This is a genomic window from Piscinibacter gummiphilus (assembly GCF_002116905.1).
GTDB lineage: Bacteria > Pseudomonadota > Gammaproteobacteria > Burkholderiales > Burkholderiaceae_C > Rhizobacter > Rhizobacter gummiphilus.
Map to the genome: position 1 here is coordinate 1756139 of NZ_CP015118.1, position 14635 is coordinate 1770773.

17 protein-coding genes are annotated in these 14635 nt (G+C 71.1%); 9 read left to right on the forward strand and 8 right to left on the reverse strand.

Annotated features, from left to right (window positions below; all coding sequences use genetic code 11):
• Positions 1 to 31: 31 nt before the first annotated feature.
• Entirely contained in the window at positions 32 to 916 is an 885-nt protein-coding gene (gene ypfJ / locus A4W93_RS07920; RefSeq protein WP_085750103.1) for a KPN_02809 family neutral zinc metallopeptidase, read from the forward strand.
• Between the two features lie 73 nt (positions 917 to 989).
• On the opposite strand, the gene A4W93_RS07925 is transcribed toward ypfJ, so the two are convergent.
• Entirely contained in the window at positions 990 to 1631 is a 642-nt protein-coding gene (locus tag A4W93_RS07925) for an NAD(P)-dependent oxidoreductase (protein WP_085750104.1), read from the reverse strand.
• A gap of 104 nt (positions 1632 to 1735) precedes the next feature.
• Here A4W93_RS07925 and A4W93_RS07930 point away from each other — a divergent pair, with 104 nt between their 5' ends.
• Positions 1736 to 2644, forward strand: coding sequence for a LysR family transcriptional regulator (locus A4W93_RS07930; RefSeq protein WP_085750105.1), 909 nt, complete (start codon positions 1736 to 1738; stop codon positions 2642 to 2644).
• A 4-nt stretch (positions 2645 to 2648) separates the two neighbouring features.
• Here the strand turns inward: A4W93_RS07930 and A4W93_RS07935 are convergent, their stop codons facing one another.
• The 4 genes from A4W93_RS07935 to dinB all read right to left on the reverse strand — a co-directional run bounded on the left by A4W93_RS07935 (position 2649) and on the right by dinB (position 5995).
• Complete coding sequence (locus A4W93_RS07935; protein WP_085750106.1) at positions 2649 to 3320, reverse strand: cupredoxin domain-containing protein; 672 nt, start codon at positions 3318 to 3320, stop codon at positions 2649 to 2651.
• A complete protein-coding gene (locus A4W93_RS07940; RefSeq protein ID WP_085750107.1) occupies positions 3317 to 3751 on the reverse strand; it encodes a group I truncated hemoglobin in 435 nt (144 codons plus the stop codon). Before A4W93_RS07940 ends, A4W93_RS07935 begins: the two co-directional genes overlap by 4 nt.
• Positions 3752 to 3765: 14 nt before the next feature.
• Positions 3766 to 4701 (reverse strand): DUF3034 family protein, encoded by a 936-nt coding sequence (locus A4W93_RS07945; protein WP_085750108.1) that lies wholly within the window; start codon positions 4699 to 4701, stop codon positions 3766 to 3768.
• 112 nt (positions 4702 to 4813) lie between these two features.
• On the reverse strand, positions 4814 to 5995 hold the full coding sequence (gene dinB, locus A4W93_RS07950; protein WP_085754078.1) for a DNA polymerase IV: 1182 nt from the start codon (positions 5993 to 5995) through the stop codon (positions 4814 to 4816).
• A 142-nt stretch (positions 5996 to 6137) separates the two neighbouring features.
• On the opposite strand from dinB, the gene A4W93_RS07955 reads away from it, so the two are divergent.
• Genes A4W93_RS07955 through fdxA form a run of 3 tightly spaced genes read left to right on the forward strand, consistent with a single transcriptional unit; the run spans position 6138 to position 7268 of the window.
• Positions 6138 to 6533: a DUF488 domain-containing protein gene (locus A4W93_RS07955; RefSeq protein ID WP_085750109.1), complete on the forward strand. Its 396-nt coding sequence runs from the start codon at positions 6138 to 6140 to the stop codon at positions 6531 to 6533.
• Entirely contained in the window at positions 6530 to 6922 is a 393-nt protein-coding gene (locus A4W93_RS07960; protein WP_085750110.1) for a hypothetical protein, read from the forward strand. The genes A4W93_RS07955 and A4W93_RS07960 overlap by 4 nt, the downstream gene beginning before the upstream one ends.
• A gap of 13 nt (positions 6923 to 6935) precedes the next feature.
• Entirely contained in the window at positions 6936 to 7268 is a 333-nt protein-coding gene (fdxA, locus tag A4W93_RS07965) for a ferredoxin FdxA (RefSeq protein ID WP_085750111.1), read from the forward strand.
• 6 nt (positions 7269 to 7274) lie between these two features.
• Here the strand turns inward: fdxA and A4W93_RS07970 are convergent, their stop codons facing one another.
• Genes A4W93_RS07970 through A4W93_RS07980 form a run of 3 tightly spaced genes read right to left on the reverse strand, consistent with a single transcriptional unit; the run spans position 7275 to position 9486 of the window.
• Positions 7275 to 7958, reverse strand: a complete 684-nt coding sequence (locus tag A4W93_RS07970; RefSeq protein ID WP_085750112.1) for an HAD family hydrolase — start codon at positions 7956 to 7958, stop codon at positions 7275 to 7277.
• Positions 7959 to 7987: 29 nt separating this feature from the next.
• Entirely contained in the window at positions 7988 to 8659 is a 672-nt protein-coding gene (locus A4W93_RS07975) for a formylglycine-generating enzyme family protein (protein ID WP_157131614.1), read from the reverse strand.
• Positions 8656 to 9486, reverse strand: coding sequence for a sulfotransferase (locus tag A4W93_RS07980; protein WP_085750114.1), 831 nt, complete (start codon positions 9484 to 9486; stop codon positions 8656 to 8658). Before A4W93_RS07980 ends, A4W93_RS07975 begins: the two co-directional genes overlap by 4 nt.
• Before the next feature lie 276 nt (positions 9487 to 9762).
• Here A4W93_RS07980 and A4W93_RS07985 point away from each other — a divergent pair, with 276 nt between their 5' ends.
• From A4W93_RS07985 to A4W93_RS08000, 4 genes are read left to right on the forward strand one after another with little or no spacing between them, the layout of a single operon-like run.
• Entirely contained in the window at positions 9763 to 10752 is a 990-nt protein-coding gene (locus tag A4W93_RS07985; protein WP_157782134.1) for an ABC transporter substrate-binding protein, read from the forward strand.
• 13 nt (positions 10753 to 10765) lie between these two features.
• Entirely contained in the window at positions 10766 to 12214 is a 1449-nt protein-coding gene (locus tag A4W93_RS07990) for a sensor histidine kinase (protein WP_169726518.1), read from the forward strand.
• Entirely contained in the window at positions 12207 to 12662 is a 456-nt protein-coding gene (locus A4W93_RS07995) for a response regulator (protein WP_085750117.1), read from the forward strand. Before A4W93_RS07990 ends, A4W93_RS07995 begins: the two co-directional genes overlap by 8 nt.
• The gene (locus A4W93_RS08000; protein ID WP_085750118.1) at positions 12659 to 14632 is read left to right on the forward strand and encodes a hybrid sensor histidine kinase/response regulator; all 1974 of its coding nucleotides are present in this window, start codon (positions 12659 to 12661) and stop codon (positions 14630 to 14632) included. Before A4W93_RS07995 ends, A4W93_RS08000 begins: the two co-directional genes overlap by 4 nt.
• Positions 14633 to 14635: the final 3 nt, after the last annotated feature.

Below are 14635 nucleotides of genomic sequence, written 5' to 3' on the forward strand. Positions count from 1 at the left end.
AGCGAGCACACGGGCGACGGGAGAGTCTGCGATGAAGTGGGAAGGCAACCGGCAAAGCGACAACGTGGAAGACGCCCGCGGCAGCGGTGGCGGCGGCGGGCGCGGGTTCCCCATCGGCGGCGGCCGGGGCATCGGCCTCGGCACCATCGCCATCGCGCTCGTGGCTGGTTGGGTGTTCGGCATCAACCCGCTCACCGTGCTCGGGCTGCTGAGCGGCGGGGGCGGCCCGGCCCCGGTGCAGCAGCAGGCCCCGGCCGGCAAGCCGCCGGCGGACGACCAGATGGCCCGCTTCGTGTCCACCGTGCTCGCCGACACCGAGGACGTGTGGCGCGAGCAGTTCAAGGCGCTGGGCGGCACGTACCGCGAGCCCAAGCTGCGCCTGTTCCGCGGCAGCGAACCCACGGCGTGCGGCACCGGCCAGGCGGCGATGGGGCCGTTCTACTGCCCGGGCGACCAGAAGGTCTACATCGACCTGAGCTTCTACGAGACCATGCGCACGCGGCTGGGCGCGCCGGGCGACTTCGCCCAGGCCTACGTGATCGCCCACGAGGTGGGCCACCACGTGCAGAACCTGATGGGCATCACCAGCAAGATCGACAGCATGCGCGGTCGGGTCAGCGAGGCGCAGCAGAACGCGATGAGCGTGCGCCTCGAGCTGCAGGCCGACTGTTTCGCCGGCGTGTGGGCCCACCATGCGCAGGCGGCGCGCCAGATCCTGGAAGAGGGCGACGTCGAGGAGGCGCTCAACGCCGCCTCGCAGATCGGCGACGACACGCTGCAGCGCAAGTCGCAGGGCACCGTGCAGCCCGAGACCTTCACCCACGGCACCAGCGCGCAGCGCGTGACGTGGTTCAAGAAGGGGCTGGCGACGGGCAGCGTGCAGCAGTGCAACACCTTCGAGGCTCGGCAGCTCTGAGGTGAGCGTGGCCACCCGGCGGCTGCAGCGCCGGGCGGCCGTCCATGCGGGCAGTTCGCCGGGACAAGGCGTTTCAGTACGCCGCCGTGAACCGCTTCTGCACGTGCTGCGGCTTCTCCATCTCGTCGACGATGGCCACCGCCAGGTCCGTCACCGAGATCTTCGCCGGGTGGTCGCCGTTCATCAGCATCTGGTCGCCGCCGAGGCGGAACTTGCCGGTGCGCGGGCCCGGTTCCAGGATCGCGGCGGGCGACAGGAAGGTCCAGTCGAGCGACGTTTCCAGGCGGATCAGGTTCAGCGCCTCACGGGCGGCCAGCGCGCCCTGTTTCCACTGCTCGGGGAACTCGGGCGTGTCCACGCCCTGAACCCCCGGCGCCACGAACAGGCTGCCGGCGCCGCCGACGACCAGCAGGCGCTTCACGCCGCCACGCTTGACGCCATCGAACACGGCGCGCGTGCCCTGCAGGAAGATGTCGTGGATCTTCGGTTCCTGCCAGCCGGGGTTGTAGGCGCTGACGACCGCGTCGGCACCGCGCACGGCGTCGGCCACCTGGGCGGCGTCGAGCACGTCGGCCTTCGCCACGGTCAGGCCGTCGCGGGCCGTGTACTTGGCCGGGTCGCGGGCCAGCGCCGTGACCTGGTGGCCACGCTGCAGCAGTTCTTCGAGCACGGCCGAGCCGACGAAGCCGGTGCCACCGATGAGGGCGATCTTCATGGGGAGTCCTTGGGGAGTGAAGTGACGATGGGTGAACGATACGGGCTTCACAATCGCCCCGGAAGTCGGTCAAATCGAACAAGTTTCTTTAGCTGAACTTCACAATGGACGATCTCAAGCGCATGGCCGTGTTCGCGGCGGTGGTCACCCACGGGTCGATGAGCGCGGCCGGGCGGGCCATGGGCCTCAGCACCTCGGCGGTGAGCCAGCAGGTGCGGGCGCTCGAGCAGCAGAGCGGCGTGACGCTGCTGACCCGCTCGACCCGCAAGCTGAGCACCACCGACGCCGGAGCCCGGTTCGCCGCACATTGCGTGGCGATGGTCGAGGCGGCGGATTCGGCCCGCCAGCAGCTGACGCTGGCGCACGACGCGCCATCGGGCGAACTGCGCCTGTCGGCGCCGGTCGGGTTCGCCCGCCACGTGGCCCCGGCGCTGGCGCCGCTGCTGGCCGCGAACCCCGCGCTCACGCTGCGGCTGCTGGTGGACGACGCGATGATCGACCTGATCGATGCCCGCATCGACCTCGCCCTGCGCGCCGGCCGCCTCGCCGACTCCACCTGGGCGGCCCGCCGCTTGTGCGAGTTCGAGTGGGGGCTGTGCGCTTCACCCGACTACCTGCGGCGCCACGGCATGCCGCGCAGCCCGGCCGACCTGCACGCCCATCAGTGGATGGTGGGCTCGCGCGATGGCGCGGTGTTGCAGTTCACGATGACCGGGCCGGACGGCGAGGAACAGACCCTGCGGCTGGACGCGCGCATCGCCAGCAACAACCAGCTCACCCTGCAGCAGATGTGCGTGGCGGGGCTGGGCGTGGCGGTGATGACCGTGCCCGACGTGGACGAGGACCTGCGGTCGAGCCGCCTCGTGCGCCTGCTGCCCGAGTGGCGGCTGCCGGGCATCCCGGTGTGGGCCGTGACGCCGCAGCGCGAGAACCAGCCGGCGAAGGTGCGCCACGCCATCGCGGCGCTGGAGGCCCACCTCCGGTCGATGGACGGGGTGAGCCTGGGCGGGTGAGGCGTCAACGCCGCCGGCGCGGCGAGAAGTTCAACTGCGCGGTGGCGGCCGTGCCCGTCTTTTCGACGGTGACCTGGCGCGCCGTCTGCCCGGAGAACTGTTCGGCGTGCCAGAGGCGGACCTCCACCGGCCCTTCCGGCAAGCCCGACAGCGTGGCGATGCCGCGGGTGTCGGTCTTCGCGAAGGCCGGCGCGTCGGTGACGAACAGCGTGCCGCGCATCGACGAATGCAGGTGGCAGCCGAGGCCCGTGATGCCGGCCTTGTCGGCGACGATGTCGGCGCTGCGGGCCTTCGGGTCGTCGGCCGCGAGGCGCAGCTCGATGGCCTTCGCGGGCGGCTCGGCGCCCAGCGGGCCGGACGGCACCGAGCGGATGTGGTGGTCGTACGGATCGCGGTTGGTGAACCGCACCACCGTGCCCGTGCGCACGACAGTCACCGCAGGCTGGAACTGCATGCCGAGCTGCTCGATCAGCACCGGCTCGGCGGGAGGCGCGCCGTTGGGGATGGGGGCGGCCGCGGGCTTGGGCGGGCCCACGACCCACACGACGACATCGCGTGCGGGCTGGCCGTCCTGGCCGGTGACACTGACCATCACGTCGGCGCTGCGGGCCGCGCCCGACACGAGCAGGCCGAGCATCAGCACGAGGGCGAGGCGGGGGGAGGGGGTGGTGGTCATGGGGTGTTGACGATCTCGCGGTGCATCGGCGCCAGCCGGGCGAGCAGGCGGTTCTGGGTGGAGAACGCGATGCCCCGCGCGTCCATGCTCTGCTGCAGCACCTCGACGAGCGCGTTGAAGTCGCGCTTCGTCACGTCGATGCCGGCGTGCGCCGTCTTCATGTCCGGGCCCACGAGCTTGCAGGGGCCGCCGGACACCTCGCAGAACTGGTCCACCAGCTGCTTCTTCAGGTGGGCCTGATCCACGTCCTTGAAGAACGGGGCCAAACGCGGGTCGGTGAGCAGGCGGGCGACGAAGTCGTCCATCAGCACGGCGAGGCCCGGCTTTTCGCCGAGCTGGTGATAGAGCGTGTCGTCGGGGGACTGCGCGTTCACGGTGCCGGCGAGGCACAGCGCAGCGGTGGCGAGCCAGCGGAAAAACGAGGCGGTCATGTCGAGGTCCCGTGTCAGTAGGCCACCTGGGCCGAGAAGTACACACCGGTCTGGCGGTCGGGCACCAGTGCCGGGGCGATGCGCCCGAGGTCCACCCAGGCGAGCGTGAGCGACAGGTGCTTGGACGGCGCCCACGCGACGAACACGTCCTTCCAGTCGTCTTCCTTCAACCCGGCACCGAACGGCGACGGGTTCAGGTTGTCGGGTTTCATGCGGTACTCGGCGCCGAGGGCCACGTCCTTGCGCGGCAGCCAGGCCACCGACACCTCGGGCATCAGCTTGTAGCCGTCGTGGGCCGTGCTGCCGAAGCCGAGCAGGCCGTTCTGGTTGGCCTTCGTGGCGCGGAGCGTGGCGTTGACGAGCACGGCCTGGGCGAGGAAGAGCTTGGTCGCGCTGAGGTAGACGTCGACCCCGTGGTCGTCCGCGCCCAGCGACGCGAGCACGGGCGCGAGCGGGCCGGCGTCGAGGTGCTTGTACTCGAGGCCGGCGGCCACCTGCGGCATCCAGCGGTCGCTGTCGAGCACGGCGTCGCCGGCGAGGCGCACCTTCAGGCCGGCGATGTCCTGCTTCAGGTGCAGTCCCGCCAAGGCGGGGCTCAGCGGCGCGAGGTTCGAATAGGTCTTGAAGTCCTGGCGGGCGAGCGAGAACTCCACGCGGTCGAGTGCGGACACGGCCACGCCGTAGCCGGTGAGGGCGTAGTCCTTCACGACCACGCGGGTCACGAAGGCGGTGGCACCGACCTCGCCGGCCGTGGCGTAGCCGCCCGTGACGGCCCAGGGGGTCAGGCCACCGCCGGCCGCGCCATCGATGCTGCTGACCCCGCCGGTGAGCAGCAGCTTGCCGTTGCCGGGCTGGAGGAGGGGGGGAGCCTGCTGGGCCTGTGCCGCGCCTGCCGAAAGGGCGAGGCAGGTGGCGCAGGTGGTGGCGAAGTGCTGGAGCGGTTGTCGCATGGGGCGTCCTCACGGGGGGTGGTTCTGCCCGGAACTAGTCGGCTCGCCGGGCGCCGGATGCGCGGAAGCGCATCATGGGCCCACAAAGCGTGAATTGTTGGCAGTGTCGCCGTCAATCCCCAGGTGGATCGAACAGGGGCATGGGCGACAGGAAGTCGGCGAGTGGCTCCTGCACCGACAGCGGCGCCGGGGGCGTGGCGGGTCGAAGCAGGTCGCTCAGCCGCGCGAGGTTGCCCGCGCGCACGCCCAGCAGCCGCATGCGCCGGCCGAGGTCCACGCGCTTGAGGCATTCGCCCGCGGCGCGGCGGATGGTGCGGGCGTCGAAGGTGTGGGCGGGCAGCGTGATGTCGCGCGTGACGATGCGGAAGTCGTCGAAGCGCAGCTTCAGGCCGATGGTCTTGGCCGCGTAGCCCTTGCGTTCGAGGTCGCCCGCGAGCTTCACGCACAGCGTGGTGAAGATCTCGGTGAGCACGGCGCGGTCGCGCACGGCGTGCAGGTCGCGCTCGAAGGTGGTCTCGCGGCTGATGGACTTCGGCTCCGAGAACAGCACCACCGGCCGGTCGTCGCGCCCGTGCGACGCGGCGTGCAGCCAGGCGCCGTAGCTGCGGCCGAAGTGTTCGACGAGGAAGGCGGGATCGGCCGCGGCCACGTCGCCGATGGTGACGATGCCGAGGGCGGCGAGCTTCTCGTTGGCCTTCGGGCCGATGCCGTTGACCTTTTTCGCGGCCAGGGGCCAGATGCGCGTGGGGATGTCGTCGGCCGTCAGCAGCGTGAGGCCGTCGGGTTTGTCGAGTTCGGAAGCGATCTTCGACAGCAGCTTGTTGGGCGTGATGCCCACCGAACAGGTGAGTCCGGTGGCGTCGAACACGGCTTGGCGCAGCTGCTCGCCCACGGCACGGCCGCCGTCTTCGAGCGCGCCGGGGATGTCGGTGAGGTCGATGTAGATCTCGTCGATGCCGCGGTCTTCCACCTGCGGGGCGATGGCGCGCACCGCGGCCTTGAAGAGCCGCGAGTAGCGGCGGTACTCGTCGAAGTCGACCGGGAGCAGGATGGCGTCGGGCGCGAGCTGTGCCGCCTTCATGGTGCCCATGGCCGAATGCACGCCCAGCGCGCGCGCCTCGTAGGTGGACGTGGTGATGACACCGCGGCCGGTGTAGTCGCGCAGGTGGAAGTAGCGGCGCGTGCCGTCGGGCTGCAGCACGGGCTGGCTGTCGCGCCCGCCGCCGATCACCACCGCCTGGCCGCGCAGGTCGGGGTAGCGCAGCAGTTCGACCGACGCGTAGAAGGCGTCCATGTCGAGGTGGGCGATGAGGCGGCGCGGGGCGGGATCGGTCACGGGAGCGGCCGGAAAGTCGGCTGTATGGGCGTACAGTATCGGCGACCTGCGGGGCGAAGACAATCGGGCATGTGCCGCGGCGGCACGGGGAGGGTGGATCGTGGGGGTGCGAGTGGTGCAACTGGGCAGCCCGCGGGCGGCCGGCGAGGGGACGCGGATCGGCACGGTGCGGCGCCCGCCGCGCGGGGTGCCGAAGGAACGGTTCGCCGCGGACGGCTGGTACGACGTCTGGTACCCGAACCTCGCGCCGTCGGCCGAGACGATGAAACAGGGTCAGGGCGCCGAAACCGAGGCCGCGTGGAACGCCTTCGTGCGCAAGTACCGCGGCGAGATGAAGGTGCCCGAGAACGACCGCACGCTCGACGTGCTGGCCGCGCTGTCGCACCACGCCGACTTCTCCGTCGGCTGCTACTGCGACAACGAAGCGCGCTGCCACCGCTCGGTGCTGCGGGCGCTGCTGGCCGAGAAGGGCGCGGTCATCGCGCCCGCACCATGACGCGGCGCTTCGGGTTCGCCGACTCCGAGGTGGCGGGGGTCGAGGTCCAGGGCGACACGCTGCGCGTGCGTTTCGCCGCGGCGAACGTGTCGGAGCCCGACACCACCACCTTCAGCGGCGAACGCCAGGGCCACGTGGCCGGGGTGGTCCTTGTGTGCCGGGGCGGGCCCTGGCCTGCGCCCGGCGAACAACTCATCGGCCGGCTCGTGGACGGCCGTGTGGTCGCGCACGGCGTGGGGCTGGCGCAGCTGCCGCTGCCGGCGGAACTCGCCGAGGCCTCGCGCGTCGAACTGCACTTCGCCAACCGGGCCCGGCTCGACATCGCCGTCACCAGCGTGTCGCTGACCGTGCCGCATGATGCGGGCCTGCGCGAATCGTTCGCCTGCTGACCCACCTTCCAGAATGCCCTTCGTCGTCACCGAATCCTGCGTCGCCTGCAAGCACACCGACTGTGTCGACGTGTGCCCCATGGACTGTTTCGTCGAGGGCCCGAACTTCGTGGCGATCGACCCCGAGGGTTGCATCGACTGCTCGGTGTGCGTGCCCGAGTGCCCGGTGGATGCCATCGTGAACGCCACCGACGTGACCGAGGCCCAGCGGCCGTACATCGCGCTCAATGCACAGTTCGCCCGCGACCCGGCATGGCGTCCCATCACGTCGCGCAAGCCGCCGTTGCCGGACCACGCGCGGTGGCAGGCGGTCTCGCCGAAACGGCACCTGATCGAGTTGCCCTGAGCGTCGTCAGCGGCAGGCCGACGGCACCGCGTCGAGCGACCCGATGGCCTCGCGCGGGCCACCCTGATGGCGTGCGTCGCGGTCGAGCAGCAGGGCCTGGAGGCCGGCCTGGCGCGCGCCGTCGTAGTCGAGTTCGGGGGAGTCGCCCACCATGCACGCCTGCGCCGGCGCCACGGCGAAGTGGTCGGCGACCGCGTGGTAGGCGCGGGCCAGTGGTTTGCTGAAGCCCGTCTCTTCGCCGATGGCGATGTGGTCCACCGCCTGCGCCAGCCCCGTGGCGGCGAGCTTGCGGCGCTGACCGTCGGACGGGCCGTTGGTCAGGATCGCGGTGGGGATGCCCGCCGCGCGCAGGCGCGCGAGCACCGGCAGTGCGTCGGGGTACAGCATCGGCCGGTCGTTCACGCAGGCCATGAACAGCTGGTTCAGGTGGGCGACCAGGTCCGGATCGGGCGGGGCGCCGAGGCTCGCGAGCGGTTCGCTGAAGCGCCGCAGGCGGTACTCGTCGCGTGTGAGTTCGCCCCGTTCGAACCGCGCGAAGATGGGCCGGTCGACCGGCCGGCACGCGGCCACGAAGGCCGCGCCGTCGAGGCCGGCTTCGGCGACGCGGGCCGACAGGCAGGCGTAGGCGGCCTCGCGGGTGGCGGCGAAATCGATCAGGGTGTCGTCGAGGTCGAAGATGGCGAGTCGCATCGCGGGTCCTCCTGGAATGGCCGGCGCGGTCAGTCGTCCCAGACGGGGCGCAAGCCGATGGTGGTGGTGCCCAGCCGGGCCCACTTGCTGCGGTGGCACGAGATCGCGAGGTGGTGGGCGTCCTTGCTCCAGGCCCCACCCTTGACCACCCGCTCGAACGGGTTGCGGGTGTCCGCGTCGCCGCACCATTCGTCGAGGTTGCCGGCCACGTCGAACAGGCCGAGGTCGGTGGCGGGGAAACGGCCCACCGGCGTGGTGCCGCCCTGGTGTTCGCCGAAGTTGGCGAGGGTGTCCGAGGGCGGGTCGTTGCCCCAGGGGTAGTGGCGCGACGGGTCGTTGTTCGACGCGAAACACACCCACTCGTCCACGCGGGGAAGGCGTGCGCCGAGGTGGGCGCAGATCAAGGCGGCTCCGGCCCAGTTGATGCCGGGTGCGGGATGGTGCTCTCGGCCGGGCTCGCAGGTCCAGCGGTGGAGATCGCCGGCACAGTGCAGGGCGCGCTGCGGGTTGTGCACGTTCACCAGCCGGTAGGTGGAGCCGGTCTCGGGCGGGGCGCCGATCGCGTTGAGCACCTCGGCCGCGAGGCCGCAGGTGAACAGCGTGCGGGCCACGCGCACCCGGCGTGGCCCGCCGGGCTCCGTTCGCGCGGGCCGGAACGGCACTGCCGCGTCGAGGTAGTCGCGGAGGGCCGGCGAGTTCATGCGCACGAGAGCACGTCGGAGACCACCCGCACCTGCTCGGGCGCGAGGTCGCGCCGCCAGGTGTTCTCGACATCGTCGGCGGCGCGGAAGGACGAGAACAGGCCCCCTCGCGTCTCGGCCTGGCGATGGCGGGCGAAGGCGAGCGGGCTGCCGTCGGGCTCGACCTCGAGGAACCCGGCGATGGCCGACAGCACGGGCTCCGGGTCGCGCATCAGGTCGGCGAGGCGCACTTCGAGGTGATCGAACTGGCCGAGGCTGCGGCGGGCGAGGTCGTGGCGCACCGCGACGCTCATCGCGACGACCTCGGCGGCCTGCACGCCCGGATCGGCCGACGCGCCCTGGCACCGGTATCCGGGATGCAGCGCCGCGAACGCGGGGGGCACGAAGCGCGCGTAGTTCCAGAAGGGCAGCAGCCGCGTGCGCAACACCGACGACACGACGGCATAGGGGTCCCTCACCAGCAGCAGCACCTTGAGCGGAGGCAGGAACGCCTTGATCCAGCCGAGCTTGCCGAAGAGCACCGTCTCCTTGAAACCGACCACACGCCGGTCGTTCGACTGCAGCAGGTAGTCGCGGAAATCGACGAGGAATTCGCGCAGCTGTGGATCCGCCGCCAGAGACGGGTGCAGGTGGCCGGGCTCGTAGTCGCCGCCGCGCCAGAGCTCGAGGTCGCGGCACCGGAAGAAGTCGGTGTGCATGGACAGTGGCTCGTTCAGGCATTCGAGCTGCGGGTGGGCCTGCAGCAGGTCGTTCAGGAAGTTCGAGCCCGACCGGTGATGGGCCATCACGAGGAACGGCGCTCGCGGCGCGGCGGCGGTGGGGGTCATCGCGGGCTCCCTGGGGGTGGGGCGGGTGCCGTGTGGCGAAAGCCGGCCGGGCACGGCGCCCCGAAACCGGTCGACATCGTGCGCGTGGCGGACAGGCGCGTGCAGCTGTCAACACTTACAGCTTGCAACACGGGGAGGGGCGGGCCATAGTCGTCCCCGGTTTCCGATGCGGCACTCTTGGACGCGGTGCAGTTCGCTGTCGTCACGCGGAAAGGGGGAGGTATGACCAACGGCACCGGTCGATCAGGGCCGTGGGCCCCAGCCGTCAGGTGGGGCGTGGCCGTGCTCGTGTCGCTGGCCGTGCTCGCCGCCATCCGGCTGGGCCTCTCGGGGGCCGCGGGCCCCGGGGTGCCGATGCCCCACGCGCGCCTCACCATCGCCGTGCCCTCCACGCCGCATGCCGCGCTGCTCCACATCGCGGCGGCCGAAGGTCATTTCGTGGCCGAGGGCCTCGACGTCACGTTCAAGCGGGTCACCCACGGCAAGGCCGCCCTCGACCTGGTGCTGGCGGGCGAGGCCGACCTGGCCACGGCCGCGGAGGTGCCCTTCGTCATCGCGGTGCTCAAGGGCGAACGGCTGGGCGTGGCGGCCAGCGTGGCCAGCGCCTCCGAAGAGATGGCCGTGGTGGCGCGCCACGACCGCGGGATCGCCGGCCCACGGGACCTGACGGGCAAGCGTGTGGGCGTCAGCCTCGGCACCAGTGGCGAGTACTTCCTGTGGGCCTTCCTGATCCGCAACCGCCTGCCGCCCGGGGCGATCACCTGGGTGGACGTGCCGCCGCGGCGCATCGTGGAGGAACTCACCGAGGGCGGGGTCGATGCCATCGCCACGTGGGAGCCGCTCCGGGCGGGGGCGATGGCCGCGCTCGGGAACAACGGCGCGCTGTTTCCGGAAGGCGATGCCTACACGGTGACGCACCTGGTCGTGGGCCGCATCGAGTGGATGCAGGCACAGCCCGAGACCATGGCGCGGCTGGTGCGGGCGCTGCTGCGGGCCGAGGGCATGGTCCATGCCGACCCCGGCCGCGCCCGTGCGGTGCTCGCCGCCGCGCTGGACCTTCCGCTGGAGCGGCTGGCGCCTGTGTGGGGCGGCCTGACCCTTCGCGTCGACCTCCGGCAGTCGCAGCTCGTCACGCTGGAGGACGAATCGCGCTGGGCGATGGCGAGGGGCCATGCGCCGGCCGGCCCGCTGCCCGACTTCCTGCGGCAGCTGCACCTCGACACGCTGCTGGCGGTGGCGCCCGATCGCGTCACCGTGGTCCGATAGCGCGGAGCGCGGCATGAAGATCAGCACCAAGGCCTGGGTGGCCGCCTCCACGGCGCTGGTGGCCATCGGCCTGATCAGCGGCATGATCTGGTGGGCCAACACCGAGGTGCTCGACGCCCATCACCAGCGGCGCCAGGCCATGGAGCTCGCGCACGGACTGGTCGGCGTTCGCCTCGTGACGTACGAGTACATCCTCCACCGCCAGGAACGGGCGCGGCAGCAGGAGCACCTCGCGTCGCAGCGGGTCGGTGCTCTGTTGTCGATGCATCCGTTCACCGATCCCGAACCGCAGGCGGTGCTGGTCGACCTGCGGGAGCGGAACGCGGCGTCGCACCGCCTGTTCGAGGAACTGGTGGCCTCGTCGGGCGGCGGGGGCGGCGTCGATGCCGACACCCAGCGCCGTTACGAGGACCAGCTCACCAACCGGCTGCTGATGCTGCAGCAGGAGAACGTGGCCGACACCTTCCGCCTCACCGACCACGCCACCGGCCGCATCAGCGTGGCGCAGGACCGCGTGGTGGTGGTCATCGCCGCGGGCCTCGCGATGATCGCCCTGACCACCGTGGCCGGCGCCTGGCTGATCAACCGCAACGTGCTCGCGCCGATCCGCCGCCTGGAGCGGGCCACGCGCGAGGTGGCCGCCGGCAACTGGGGGCAGCGCTTCGATGTCGGCAGCCGGGACGAGGTGGGCGAGATGTCCCGCAACTTCGATGCGATGACGCAGTCGCTGCGCGCCTCGTTCGCGCAGATCGAGCGGAGCAACCAGGAACTCGCGTCGCTGAACCAGGAGATCGAGGCCTTCAGCTATTCCGTGTCCCACGACCTGCGCGGCCCGCTTCGCAGCATGGACGGCTTCTCGCAGGCCTTGCTCGAGGACTACGGGGACCGGCTCGACGCGGAGGCCCAGGACTACCTGCAGCGCATCCGCGCGGCCAGCCAGCGCATGGGCCGCCTGATCGACGAACTGCTGGGGCTGTCGCGGGTGACGCGGGCGGACCTGCGGCTGCGTTCGGTCAACCTGAGCGAGATGGCCCGGGAGATCGCCGAATCGCTCGAGCAGCAGCAGCCGGAGCGCGGGGTGACCTGGGACATCGAGGAGAACCTCCACGTGCACGCGGACAAGGCGCTGATCCAGATCGCCATGCAGAACCTGCTCGAGAACGCCTGGAAGTTCACCGGCAAGACCGCGCATCCGCGCATCCGCGTGGGCGCCATCGACCACGAGGGGGAGCGCGCCTGTTTCGTCGGCGACAACGGCGTGGGCTTCGACATGGCCTACGCCGACCGGCTGTTCGGCGCCTTCCAGCGCCTGCACCACGAAACCGAGTTCCCGGGCACCGGCATCGGGCTCGCCATCGTCCACCGCATCGTCCGCCGTCACGAGGGCCGGACATGGGTGCAGGCCGAGCCCGACCGCGGCGCCACATTCTTCTTTTCCCTCAAGGAGACGGCCCATGAGTGAACCCAGCAAGGTCATCCTGCTCGTGGAGGACAACCCGGATGACTCCATGCTCACCTTGCGTGCGTTCAAGCGCAGCCACGTGATGAACCCCATCGTCGTGGCCCGCGACGGCATCGAGGCGCTCGACTTCCTGTTCGCCCGCGGGGCCTTCGCCGAGCGGGCCTCGGAGCCGCCGCCCGCGCTGGTGATCCTCGACCTGAAGCTGCCCAAGCTCGACGGTCTCGGCGTGCTCAAGGCCATCCGCGAGGACGACCGCACGCGGCTGCTGCCGGTGGTCATCCTGACCTCCTCGAAGCAGGAGCAGGACCTGATCTCGGGCTATTCGCTCGGTGCGAACAGCTACGTCCGCAAGCCGGTCGACTTCACCGAGTTCCTCGACGCCGTGAAGGTGCTCGGCATCTACTGGCTGATGATGAACCAGAGCCCGCCCGAAAGGACCGCGCCGTGAGCGGCAAGGCGATCCGGGTGCTCATCGTCGAGGACAACGACGACGACGCACGGCTCGAGATGCGGATGCTCCGCCAGGGCGGGTTCGAGCCGGACTGGCGCAGGGTGCAGGACGGAGAGTCGCTGCAGGCAGCCTTCGCGGAGGCGCGCTGGGATGCCGTGCTGTCGGACTTCCGGCTTCCCCGCTTCACCGGACTCGAGGCGCTGGCGATGTTCCGCATCGCGCGGCTCGACATCCCGTTCATCTTCGTCTCCGGCACCATCGGCGAGGAGACGGCGGTCGCGGCGATGAAGGCCGGCGCGAGCGACTACGTGATGAAGCAGAACCTCGCCCGCCTCGCCCCGGTGCTGGAGCGCGAGCTGAACCAGGCCCTGATCCGCGCGGACCACCGCAAGGGGCAGCAGGACCTGGAGCTCTCGCGCGACCTGTACGTCGACCTCTACGAATCCGCCCCCGTCGGGTTCCTGACGCTGTCGCCCGAAGGGCTGATCGAGCAGGTCAACCTGACCGGGGCGGAGATGCTCGGCACCGCGCGCGACCAGTTGCTGCGCGGGCGGTTCGTGCTGTTCGTGCAACCGGCCGACACCGACCGCTGGTACGAGCACTTCGTGCATTCGCTGCACCACGGCACGCGGCAGCGCCTGGAGCTGGCCCTGCGGGGCCGCGAGGGGCTGCCCCTGCATGTGCAGCTCGACTGCATGCGGGTGGGCGGACTCGCCGGGCCGCCGCTCGTGCGCGTGGCGATGACCGACATCACCGACCGCCGTGCCGCGGAGGCCGACCTGCGCCGCTTCCAGGTGCAGCTGCGCGACGTGCAGAAGATGGAATCCATCGGGACCCTCGCCGGCGGCATCGCGCACGATTTCAACAACATCCTGGGGGCCATCCTCGGCAACCTCGCGCTCGCCCAGGCCGAGGTGGGCGAGGGCCATGCGGCGGCCGCGTGCCTCGCCGAGATCCACAAGGCCAGCCTGCGCGCGCGCAACCTCGTGCAGCAGATCCTCACCTTCAGCCGGCGCGAGCCGCAGGAGCTGGTGGTCCAGCCGCTGCGGCCGATCGTGGAGGAGACGCGCCAGCTCCTGCGCGCGACCCTGCCCGCCGGCATCGACTTCGACGTGGCACTCGCCGACGAGGCGCTGCACGTGCTGGCCGACGCGACGCAGCTGCAGCAGGTGCTGATGAACCTCTGCACGAACGCCTGGCATGCGCTGAAGGATGGCACGGGCGGCATCACCGTGGGGCTCGACGCCGTCACGCTCGACCTGAGCCAGTCGCAGCGCCTCGGGGGCGCACCGCCCGGCCCGTACGCCCACCTCTGGGTGCGCGACACCGGTGTCGGGATGGACGACGCCACCCGCGCGCGCATCTTCGAACCGTTCTTCACGACGAAGCCGGTGGGGCAGGGCACCGGGCTCGGGCTGTCGGTGGTGCACGGCATCCTGAACGCCCACCACGGCGCGATGTCCGTCGACAGCGCGCCGGGCGAGGGCAGCACGTTCCACCTGTACTTCCCCGTCACCGACCCGCCGTCGTCGGGCCCGGGAGACGACGACGACGCCCTCGCGCAAGGCCTGATCGGCGGCCATGGCGAACACGTGCTCTACGTGGACGACGACGAGACCATGGTGGTCATGGTCGAGCGCCTGCTCGAGCGCTGCGGCTACCGCGTGTCGGGTTACCAGGACCCCCAGGCCGCCCTCGTGGCGGTGCGCGACCACCCGGGCGACTTCGACTTCGTCGTCACCGACTTCAACATGCCGGAATGTTCGGGCCTCGACGTGGCCCACGAGCTGGCGAAGCTGTCGCCGGGCCTGCCGGTGGTGATCAGCTCGGGCTACATCACCGACGAACTGCGCGACGAGGCGCGCCGCGCCGGGGTCCGCAGCCTGCTCGAGAAGCAGAACACCTTCCAGGACCTGGGGCGGCTCGTCGGGCGCATCCTGGCACAGCGGTCCGGCGAGGGGCGGTGATCC

Excerpts from the sequence above, each read along its gene's own strand:
- A4W93_RS07980 (WP_085750114.1), bottom strand. The coding sequence starts at position 9,486 with ATGACCCCCACCGCCGCCGCGCCGCGAGCGCCGTTCCTCGTGATGGCC.
- A4W93_RS07990 (WP_169726518.1), top strand. The coding sequence starts at position 10,766 with ATGAAGATCAGCACCAAGGCCTGGGTGGCCGCCTCCACGGCGCTGGTG.
- A4W93_RS07930 (WP_085750105.1), top strand. The coding sequence starts at position 1,736 with ATGGACGATCTCAAGCGCATGGCCGTGTTCGCGGCGGTGGTCACCCAC.
- A4W93_RS07925 (WP_085750104.1), bottom strand. The coding sequence starts at position 1,631 with ATGAAGATCGCCCTCATCGGTGGCACCGGCTTCGTCGGCTCGGCCGTG.
- fdxA (WP_085750111.1), top strand. The coding sequence starts at position 6,936 with ATGCCCTTCGTCGTCACCGAATCCTGCGTCGCCTGCAAGCACACCGAC.
- A4W93_RS07960 (WP_085750110.1), top strand. The coding sequence starts at position 6,530 with ATGACGCGGCGCTTCGGGTTCGCCGACTCCGAGGTGGCGGGGGTCGAG.
- A4W93_RS07945 (WP_085750108.1), bottom strand. The coding sequence starts at position 4,701 with ATGCGACAACCGCTCCAGCACTTCGCCACCACCTGCGCCACCTGCCTC.
- A4W93_RS07995 (WP_085750117.1), top strand. The coding sequence starts at position 12,207 with ATGAGTGAACCCAGCAAGGTCATCCTGCTCGTGGAGGACAACCCGGAT.
- dinB (WP_085754078.1), bottom strand. The coding sequence starts at position 5,995 with ATGGACGCCTTCTACGCGTCGGTCGAACTGCTGCGCTACCCCGACCTG.
- A4W93_RS07970 (WP_085750112.1), bottom strand. The coding sequence starts at position 7,958 with ATGCGACTCGCCATCTTCGACCTCGACGACACCCTGATCGATTTCGCC.
- A4W93_RS07975 (WP_157131614.1), bottom strand. The coding sequence starts at position 8,659 with ATGAACTCGCCGGCCCTCCGCGACTACCTCGACGCGGCAGTGCCGTTC.
- A4W93_RS07935 (WP_085750106.1), bottom strand. The coding sequence starts at position 3,320 with ATGACCACCACCCCCTCCCCCCGCCTCGCCCTCGTGCTGATGCTCGGC.
- ypfJ (WP_085750103.1), top strand. The coding sequence starts at position 32 with ATGAAGTGGGAAGGCAACCGGCAAAGCGACAACGTGGAAGACGCCCGC.
- A4W93_RS07940 (WP_085750107.1), bottom strand. The coding sequence starts at position 3,751 with ATGACCGCCTCGTTTTTCCGCTGGCTCGCCACCGCTGCGCTGTGCCTC.